This is a genomic window from Halonotius pteroides (genome assembly GCF_003605635.1).
Lineage (GTDB): Archaea > Halobacteriota > Halobacteria > Halobacteriales > Haloferacaceae > Halonotius > Halonotius pteroides.
Genome location: NZ_QMDW01000043.1, coordinates 1 through 8966, shown reverse-complemented (window position 1 = coordinate 8966; position 8966 = coordinate 1). Strand labels below are relative to the sequence as shown.

The 8966-nt window shown below is 56.6% G+C and carries 7 protein-coding genes and 2 pseudogenes; 5 read left to right on the top strand and 4 right to left on the bottom strand.

Annotated elements, in window-relative coordinates:
• The first annotated feature begins 506 nt into the window (after positions 1 to 506).
• The 3 genes from DP106_RS14705 (at position 507) to DP106_RS14695 (ending at position 1896) form a co-directional block, all read left to right on the top strand.
• Complete coding sequence (locus tag DP106_RS14705; RefSeq protein ID WP_240625460.1) at positions 507 to 974, top strand: hypothetical protein; 468 nt, start codon at positions 507 to 509, stop codon at positions 972 to 974.
• Positions 975 to 1181: 207 nt separating this feature from the next.
• On the top strand, positions 1182 to 1385 hold the full coding sequence (locus DP106_RS14700; RefSeq protein WP_120086536.1) for a hypothetical protein: 204 nt from the start codon (positions 1182 to 1184) through the stop codon (positions 1383 to 1385).
• 16 nt (positions 1386 to 1401) lie between these two features.
• Positions 1402 to 1896, top strand: coding sequence for a hypothetical protein (locus tag DP106_RS14695; RefSeq protein ID WP_120086534.1), 495 nt, complete (start codon positions 1402 to 1404; stop codon positions 1894 to 1896).
• 790 nt (positions 1897 to 2686) lie between these two features.
• Here DP106_RS14695 and DP106_RS14690 read toward each other — a convergent pair.
• The 3 genes from DP106_RS14690 to DP106_RS14680 are packed head-to-tail and all read right to left on the bottom strand — an operon-like array spanning position 2687 to position 5976.
• Complete coding sequence (locus DP106_RS14690; protein WP_120086528.1) at positions 2687 to 3283, bottom strand: ArsR/SmtB family transcription factor; 597 nt, start codon at positions 3281 to 3283, stop codon at positions 2687 to 2689.
• The gene (locus DP106_RS14685; RefSeq protein ID WP_120086526.1) at positions 3277 to 4665 is read right to left on the bottom strand and encodes a S8 family serine peptidase; all 1389 of its coding nucleotides are present in this window, start codon (positions 4663 to 4665) and stop codon (positions 3277 to 3279) included. The genes DP106_RS14690 and DP106_RS14685 overlap by 7 nt, the downstream gene beginning before the upstream one ends.
• A 30-nt stretch (positions 4666 to 4695) precedes the next feature.
• Positions 4696 to 5976 carry an ABC transporter substrate-binding protein gene (locus tag DP106_RS14680; RefSeq protein WP_120086524.1) on the bottom strand — a complete coding sequence of 427 codons (1281 nt, stop codon included), beginning with the start codon at positions 5974 to 5976 and terminating at the stop codon, positions 4696 to 4698.
• Between the two features lie 284 nt (positions 5977 to 6260).
• On the opposite strand from DP106_RS14680, the gene DP106_RS16615 reads away from it, so the two are divergent.
• Positions 6261 to 6407 carry a PGF-CTERM sorting domain-containing protein gene (locus DP106_RS16615; RefSeq protein WP_120086532.1) on the top strand — a complete coding sequence of 49 codons (147 nt, stop codon included), beginning with the start codon at positions 6261 to 6263 and terminating at the stop codon, positions 6405 to 6407.
• A gap of 1472 nt (positions 6408 to 7879) precedes the next feature.
• On the opposite strand, the pseudogene DP106_RS14665 reads toward DP106_RS16615, so the two are convergent.
• Positions 7880 to 8272, bottom strand: a pseudogene (locus DP106_RS14665) (IS4 family transposase); the annotation flags it as partial.
• Positions 8273 to 8371: 99 nt separating this feature from the next.
• On the opposite strand from DP106_RS14665, the pseudogene DP106_RS14660 reads away from it, so the two are divergent.
• Positions 8372 to 8966: pseudogene (locus DP106_RS14660) on the top strand (ISH3 family transposase); the annotation flags it as partial.

Below are 8966 nucleotides of genomic sequence, written 5' to 3'. Positions count from 1 at the left end.
AGAGACTCGCTACCGCGACACAGCAGGAGATAGCGAATTAGCTAAAGACGAATGCTCTCCAGTAGTTTTCGGATGCTCCGATAGAGTTCCCGGTAGGCAATATATCGGAGGAAACGCTTCATACTTCGACATGGTGTTCCTCGCTTGTTACTTTGTCGAGGGTTTCGGATTGCAATTGTCTCGATAGCTGCAATAGTGTCGAGGCTATCTTCCCCGGCAAATTCTGGAAAACAATTGACTCTTGCCTAATCTGGTGAAAAATGTCTGAACATTGATATTGAAATATTCGGAGTGACCGATACAGAGGTTCTATCTTGCACAGCTCCCCGGCAGAAGCCAGACTGTATTATTTATCAATCTTGGTAAGAACCAACAGGTACTCTGATTCAAATCTTGGTTTAAGTGTTCAGAAGCATATTATGTAGACGAAATCAACTTTATGTATGAATCGGCGGAACCTGCTCCAGCTAACCGGGGTATTTGTGAGTCTCACTGTCACTGGTTGTTTGGGAACTGACCCGCCAGGAAACACAACCGATTCAGCAAACAACACAGATTCAGGCTCATCAGACAACGGGGGAGCCAATCCATCCGAAGACGTGAATTCAGACTCAACAGCTAATGAGGAAAGTGGCCTGTCAGGGAATGCGAAAGCTGCACAGACACCAGACCCAGATCATCAGATCCAAGTCAAAAACGAAAAACCCGACCCTGTCAATACAACAGTGACGGTGCGTCGAGTAGAAACAGGAGAAACAGTTCACAACCAGACGTATACTATTCAACCGGACGCAACCGTCACGGCTTACAATACGCGTCAGGCAAGTCCCGATAGCATCGAAAAATTCAATGTGTCGGTCACCTCCGATGGATCAACTGATAGCTTCACACTCAAAACAGACCAGTGTATGAATGATCTTGAAGCACAAGTTACCGAATCTGCTGGCATCGATTGGTTGTATGCTGTCTGTTAGATGAGTGAAATCCTCACTAAGATCTGATCACAAGATACGCGCTGTCTATTCAGCAGTTGGCGAACAATCTATACAGTAATTGATAGACAGCCGACTGCGCGATGCAGAGGGTGTATTCAACGGAAGGAGATGCAGATAGCAGCATTTCAGCTAATGAAACAGCGGCCGGGTCTTTTTGATATGATCTGTCAAACACGATCCCGAGCCATGAGCGAACGATCCTGTCCGGATTGTGCTGTCCGGATGGAGCGGACGAACGTAACCGCCGAGGGTATTGGTGACCTCTACATCGAAACTGAGAGAGACAGCGGTATCCTTGACCGCCTCGGTGTCGAGTATCAAACCCCACTTTCTGCATCCCTCTGTCCGGAGTGTGAGCTCACTCGACTCTATGCGGATTTTTCTGAGTAGTTGGGGTGAGAAACGTATGCCCTCCATCGAGTCGTTCCCGACGAAACGCGGCACAGCGCAGTTCACCGAGGATTATGTATACTTCGAAGAGTCTTTTTTGGGGTATATTAAGTCACTCTATCGAGATTATTGGCAGCGCGGAACGTGGTGGTTCAGTAGTGCCTTTCTCGCATACCTGTTTGCGTTTCCAGTCGGCGTCTGGTGGGTAGTCAACGCGGTTCGCGGCGGCAACTTCCTCTACATTGCTGCCGTTAGTGGGTCGATACTCGGACTCTGGGCGGTGAATTACGCACGTGGGTTCCGATCGCCAGACCGAATTCGACTTGATACAATCGAGCAGGTCTCTACAACGGATGGCCTGAAGGGACTGACACGCCCTCGACTCGTTATTACCTACACCGACGGAGAAACGACACGTAAACGACGCGTGAACCTTCCATCACTTTACACGAGCGGTGGAGAGACGGTATACGAACAGGCACAGGAAGCGTTCGCCGAACGGGGATTCTGAACGGCGCTGCTTATTGAGCGGAGATGGTCTCTCGACAGGATACGGTACTGCTGTACACGCGCGTTCTATTCAGCAGTTGGCGAAGAATCTCTACAGTAATTGACAGACAGACGACTGCGCGATGCAGAGCGTGAAGTCAGCATCACGACTCTATATCGCTCGGTATCTTTGTCAAGAGAACACGAGAAGCGACTGGTTCTCGAGCAACGGGAGTAAAAGAAAGAACTCGCGAACTACGTTGAGGACGAGCGGATCTATCGCGAGCAGTCACTCGTGACACGGCTGTAGTGATGGCTCAGAGGCAAAGCCCGACGACGCCTGAGCCCAGCGAACACTCAGCCAGAGTGACACGACTACGTTCAGAAACATTCGACTCTGGAGATAAAATAGCAGACGAGCGGAGGTGAACTCATTCGCTCGCCACTCGTAGCCGGTGCGTGGACAGGGATAGCGATCTGCGTTGCCGGTTTCGACAACCTGGGCCGGGATCCGGTGGCAGAAAACAGACAGGTGGTGAAACTCGTTTGATGCACGCCGGTTTGTCCCCCTCGGACAAGACGCCGCGTCGCGGTCTGTACCGCCAACACGAGTACCGGAGGAACACACAGCTAGTGACGAGGTTCTCACGGGAGAAAGCCGAGAGAGACCAACTGCCAGACGAAGACGAGCGCCAGCGTCGCGATCGATCTGAATGGCGGAGACACTGCTATGACTTTGTGATCGCGCTTAGTGCTGAAGAGATTAGTGAGTCAGTAGAACGTAGATAGACGAGCGGTGGCGTTCTCCCAACTCACCCGCGGTTCCACCACACAGCCAAGACCGCCAATCCCCCAAGGAACAGTCCGATCCCGAGGTCGACCGTCGCCGCGGCCGACAGAACCCACGCGAGCAGGTCCGCGTGCGGTGACGAGCCGGCGGGAAGGCTTGCGGGGGCGAGCCGGGTCGATCGGCGAAGCACCCGCTGGGCGAGAACCGCAACACCGACATCGATGGTAGCCGCGCCGATGGCGAGTCCGAGAACCGAAGCGACCCGGCGGCGGAGTCGGTCGGTATCGGGATTGTCGGTCACCAGGATTCCACGGGAGACAGGTACCCAGACTGTCATCTCCCGGCCACGATCCGAGTAGCGGGTCGTTCCCGGCTCAACGAGGTCGGCCTCCTGAAGATTGTCGATGTGATAGCTAACCGTCTGGATCGAAGTGTCAACCGTCGCCGCAAGTTCCGAGGCGGTTCGCGGTTCGGACAGGAGCGCGGCGTACAGTTCGCGGCTAGTCTCGGAGCCGAGCGCGTCGAGCACCGCGCCGGTATCGTCGCTGTCGGGGCTCAGAATCTTCGGCTCTGGGTCGATCGCAGGCGGGTTGTCGGAGTTCAACAGATCGCTCAACATAGTTTGCGTGCTGGGTAGTCGGGTATTCGGGTCGGGCGACCGTGGTCGGTAGGTCGGCCGGCCTCACCAGTTGCGTTCACCGCGGCGGTCACGTCCAGGCGGCCATAGCCGGTTCGTCGATCGGGGCCGGATGGCGGTACGTCTGCCGCGGTGTGACACAGGGTGGCCGCGACATGGGGCGGCGGCGCGTCGCCCGCGGCGCTCACGAGCGCGGCGACACCGGCGACGTATGCGGCGGCCGCGGATGTTCCCTCCCGCGACCCCGACCAGATGGTGGGTGTGGCGACGAGGTCGACGCCTCGGCGGCGGTCCGTGGTCGGCCCCTGTGAACTGTACGGTGCCACCCCATGTTCGTCGGGCGCCGCAGCGCCGATCGCGAGTGCAGAGGTAGCCGTCGCGGGCGACGCGATGCTGCCGGCGGCCGTCGCGTTTGCCAGCCGGTGTCGATGTGTCGTGATCTCGATCCGTGCGGAGAGCGGGTTGAACCGCCGGACAGTCCGGTTCGGAAACCTGACCGCGAGGAACAGGTCACCGGGACGAGCGTGTGCGTCCAGCCGTTCGGTTCGGACTGGCCCTGTCCGGATCCGCTCGGAGGTCGCCACCCGGGAAATCCCGGCAGGGTCGGAGCGGTACAGCTCTAGATCCAGATCCCGCGGGTACGCCGAAGCGTTCCACCGAAGTTGGGCCTGTACCCGTCCGCCGGCCTCAGTGCCGGCGCCGACGGGCGGGAACAGCGACAGCCGGGTGCCGTCTCCGAAGGTGTGGAGGCCTCGACGCGTCGGGTGGAGTTGTCCCTGCCAGTGGTTGCGGGCGAGGTTGCCGGTCGGGACTACCACGAGCGACCCCCGATCGGCGGCTCGCGTGGCGGCGCCCGCGAGCGTCCCGGTGCCATCGTCCGGGGCACCCAACTCCGTGGCGGGGACAAGCAGGACATCGACATCCTGCGCTGCGAGCCACACGATCGCTTGGCGTGCGTCCTCGGTGGAGTCGGCGGTGGCGACAAGTATGTCCGCGTCTGGGGCGACCGACGCCAGCGTGAGCGCGGCGGCGGTTCCGTGACCGCCGGGTTCCTGCGACGCGGAACCGAACGACCGCTCGTCCGTCACGCGCGGCGCCAGTTTCGGGTGTGCAGTGTTGACTCGGGTGACGGCGACGACGCCGACGGTCGCTGTCGCCCCTGTCACGTTCCGGTCGTGGAGCGCTCGGACGCGAGTAGGGGCGGTCGGAGCACGCAACTGCTCCGGCGCCCCATCGACGACCGAGCTGCCGCTCGTGAGCGCGGTGCGTGGCGCGGGGCCGCGGTCGACGAGGAAGACGCCGATCCCGGCGGCGACGACCACCACGACGAGGGCGACGGTTTCGAGCCGGCGCCGAGTCACCATCGTCGCCGCCCCTGTGACGACGGGATCGGTTCAGTACAGGTCATAGACCTCCGAGAGGAGTTCCCCATAGGCGACCTCAACGTCATCGGTCGTCCGTGGGTCGTCGTAGCGGAGCGACCACTCGGACGGCCACTCGAAGAACGATGTCACCTCTTCAGGGACTGCCCCCGAGAGGTCGACGGTAGGCATGAATTGCTGGCGGGCCGAGAGTTGGGCGGCGTGGGGGGGCCGCAACGCCCAGTCGACGAATCTGGTGGCCGCGAGCGGGTTTGGCGCTTCTTCCGGAACTCCGAAGAAAAACGCCGAGAACAACGCCCCCTCCGCGGGTGCGGTATAATCGATCGGGATTCCGCGGCCGAACCGCGCGACGTACATTGGCGCCATCCCAACAGACCCGAGAACCGCCCGCCCGGAAGCGAACGCCTCAATGGCCTCCGCGTCGGTAACAAAGAAGTCGTCGACAGCCGTCGACAAGTCGGCGTCCGACTGCGTGGCCAGCCTGTCGCGGTGCGTCTCCAAGACCGCCCGAATCGCGCCGAAGTCGTCTGGCGAACGGGGATTCTGCCCGAGGTACTGCGCAGCGAGGTGTGTAAACCGGATCGGATCCGTACAGACCGCTTGGCTGGTGAACTCCGAGTCGAACAGGAGCTCCCAAGAGTCTGGCGGAGCGTCGAACCGATCTGTATTGTAGGTCAGCGCGGCGATCGTTCCCTCAACCGGGACGCCGTACGTTCCGCCGTCGGATTGGTAGAAATCTACATCGCGGAACCGGGGTCGGACGTGCTCCCACCCCGGCATCCGGTCGACCGGCAGCGGGTGGAGAAGGTCGCGGGCCGAGTCAAGCCGCCAGTCCCGTAGTGAGACGACGTCGACACGCCGGCGGGGACCATCGATCGTATCGTTGTTGATATCGTCCCACCATCGCCTGAGGTCGCCGACGATACCGTCGCCGTACACCGGTCTGTCCCGCCAGGCGAGCGGCTGGTACTCGGCCCGGATCGACACGCCCGTGGTCTCCCGGAACCGCTCGTCGGCCCAGTCGATCCACTCAGGATAGTACGTCCGGGTCACCAGTTCGCCCGGCTGTGAGTCAGGTGGCCACGAGTCGATCTGTGTCGGTGGGGTCGACTCCGTTTGTTCGGTCGAACACCCGGCGATTGCAGCCGTCGCAGCCGTGGCGCCGGCGCATATCACCCGGCGACGTGTCGTCGTCGGCTGGCGTCGGGTGCTGTCGTCGGCTGACTGTGCGTCGAGGGCGGCTGCCCTGTGTGTTTCGGAGCGGCATGGTCGAGAGCTATCGTGGGGAACCATCACGTCTACCGTTTAGGCCAGGTTGAAAAAACAGTTCGCCAGACTCAGACACGTCTCGAAGTCTGGGATGTCCGGCGATCGACATCGAATAATTCGACGAGTTCCTGATACCGGAATGGCTCGGCCCCACCGTTACGGGCGGCCAGCGCACAGGGGTGTTCCAGATCGGCGATGGTCTGAATCGATTCGAACCCCGACACCTCCTGATACAACGCATTGCGGACACCATTGTGCAGGCGTATGTAATCACTCGAAGATACTTCACTGGCTGATGCTGTCGGGCCATCAAGATCGCAGTTCAGTGTACCCCAGAGGAGAGCCAGTCAGAAGGTAATGAATCAGCCCCTGGTTTCGGAATCGGGAGTGGAATCACCGCACTCGGTGCTACTGTCTATATGCTAAGACGGTGGCTTACTGATGCTTCCGGGTGACCGACTCGCGTGTTGTATCTTGCATACCAGTAGAAATATCAATCCAATCTGGTGGGTGTCTCACTTCTCAATCTACACATCTATTTTCGGTTGAGGATGGTTCTATCATACATTGTTAATGGGGATTGCCGACTCTTTTGCTCGAAATCAGATCGGTGGGACACCCGTGTACCGAGTGAAAACCTGCCACCATCGGAGTGTATTAATCATAGATCAAGAGGATGGGGAGGGTGGGTATCCCCGTCACAAATGGGTCGGCGAATCCGGAAGCGATGAGCAGGAGCGTTTGGTCACCTGAAAACAGTGACCGGTTCATCTTATATACTAATGGAAAAGTAAATTTGTCGCACTCCACCCGCGTTACTCTGATAAAGGCGATTTGCGGTGACATACTCAGTGTCGCAAAGGAATCTACCTTATTTCACGCTCAACGCCACGAAAGGAGGGTTGTGACGGACCCATGATGACTGAAACAGATGGTGCCCTGTGGTGTACAGGGAAACTATCATAATCTTTTGTTATGTATATCTCTTTCGCCGATGAATGACGTAGGCAGTCCAATCTTTGTTGCAGTGAAGGCTGCGACAACCGATAATCAACTTTCCGACTGCAATCACGATCAACGAGTTCGCAGATAACTAACCAACAACGTAGCTTTTGAGTAAGAGGATTGTTGGTTAGCTTTTCTGTTTCAATAGTCCTATGATCTGTGATAGTAATTGGTATTACAATTCTCGAGACTACCGTCTCAATGATTTATTGAAGGCAATTTGCGGTGACGGTGGAAGGCACCGCACTATGCCAGACACAATACTGTCGTAATCGGCATTTGTTACAACGAACGTTATACCTTTAATATTTACCGATATTCAATTACATAACCAATTTCAATCAAGAATTATAGCTTATTACTTAACATTTCTCAAATTAAGTAGCTAACGATGGTTAGGTAAAATATTCAGCTGTCGCTACATTTTTTATCAACCGTATTAGTCATATTCTTTGCTATCACCAAGAACTATCAACAGCATTACCACGTTTCGCAGTTCTGACGGTGAAATATATGTGCAGATTGATCCAATTCTACTGTTGTATTGCGATTAGTGCTACATATAGACGTAGATAAATTGTCTACTCTCGTACAGGTACTTACCCCATATTCACAGTCCCCACCGGCGTCGTTCATGAGGGGAGTTGATTTTTGATATACTCGAGACCACCGTGTCATAGAAAGCGTGCCACGGCGTATCTATCGAAATATCGTCAGGAGTCGCGTGCAAGGTACAGAACTGTCTCTTACCCATAATTCAACGTGAGAGAGAAAAATTAACTCAAGCGGGTGACGAGAGAAAAGAACCAGTCAGGAACCAGTCATTACCTCGGGCACATTCATAGATCTTGCAGAGATGTCTCTCTGCGCCCCCGTGGTAAACTGACGTGGTCTTGATCTCGCTGAATGAGCGACGTGTCGCTTATTCAGCGCCCAGTTCGTAGCCTTCAGCCCACATACGAAGTTTCTGCAGGCCTTTCCACATTGCCTGCCAGCCTGGCGGAGGGTCTGAGTTGCGATCAAGATACCCGCCTAATTTTGCCACACTGACAGCGTAGGTTTTAGCACTCTCACCGCGCAGTTCTGGAAATCTTGCTTCCAGAACTGCGCGTTCAGCCTCGCTCAACAACACTGCTGGATCAGCCGCTGAGTCTTCACGAGCGAGGTTTCGCAACTCCAGTACCTTCCACGCAATCACTGAGTACAAGCCCAATAACACGTCCATGCGGTTCCACGTCTGGAGTTGGCGTTCCTCGATTTGACAGCCTGTCTTCAGTGCTTTGTGCCACTCTTCGATTCGCCAGCGAAGCTCATAGTCGCTAGTTGTCCAATCTGTCATAACGGCCCAATGGCTGACACGTAGTATTGAGTGAAAGCGGGTGAATCAGGTGACTGATTCATCCGCTGCCCGAATCTGAGTGACATGAACCTTCCTAAGCTCAAATACGTCCTCACAGATCCGGACGAGTACATTTCGAACGCCCAATTGAAGGCTCTTGCTCTGGAACTCCCCAAGTTGGTTCCAATGGAAGGAATCGAGGGCTCCGGCCTCGATTCCGAGGCAATCATGGAAGTCGTCTTACGAGCTGCTGTTGGCACAACCTCAATCAACGGCGTCACGGAGAACACGGAAGACACACCGGACAGAAAGACGGTGATGGACTGGTTGCACACACTGGAGAAAGGGCCGATGCTCGACGCTGTCAACGATATTCTCGCACTGGTAGCAATGACGGTTCTCGACCGCGACCGGTCGAGAACCATCTGCCTCGATTTCATGGACAACCCGTTCCACGGATTCCCCGATGACGAAGATGAATACCGCCGGATGCAAGCCCGTGACGGCACGACAAAATGCCACCGCTACTGTACGGCATTCGTCATTGCACAAGGGAAACCGCTGACGCTGGCGGTTGAACCAGTCGATGGTGATGATAGCAAGGCCGACGCGGTCGAGCGCGTGCTCGCCCGCGTCGAGAACTACCCCTTCGAGACTGAACACATTCTCA

Coding starts and splice junctions, on each gene's coding strand:
- DP106_RS14700 (WP_120086536.1), top strand. CDS start 1,182: ATGAGCGAACGATCCTGTCCGGATTGTGCTGTCCGGATGGAGCGGACG.
- DP106_RS14695 (WP_120086534.1), top strand. CDS start 1,402: ATGCCCTCCATCGAGTCGTTCCCGACGAAACGCGGCACAGCGCAGTTC.
- DP106_RS14690 (WP_120086528.1), bottom strand. CDS start 3,283: ATGTTGAGCGATCTGTTGAACTCCGACAACCCGCCTGCGATCGACCCA.
- DP106_RS14685 (WP_120086526.1), bottom strand. CDS start 4,665: ATGGTGACTCGGCGCCGGCTCGAAACCGTCGCCCTCGTCGTGGTGGTC.
- DP106_RS14680 (WP_120086524.1), bottom strand. CDS start 5,976: ATGGTTCCCCACGATAGCTCTCGACCATGCCGCTCCGAAACACACAGG.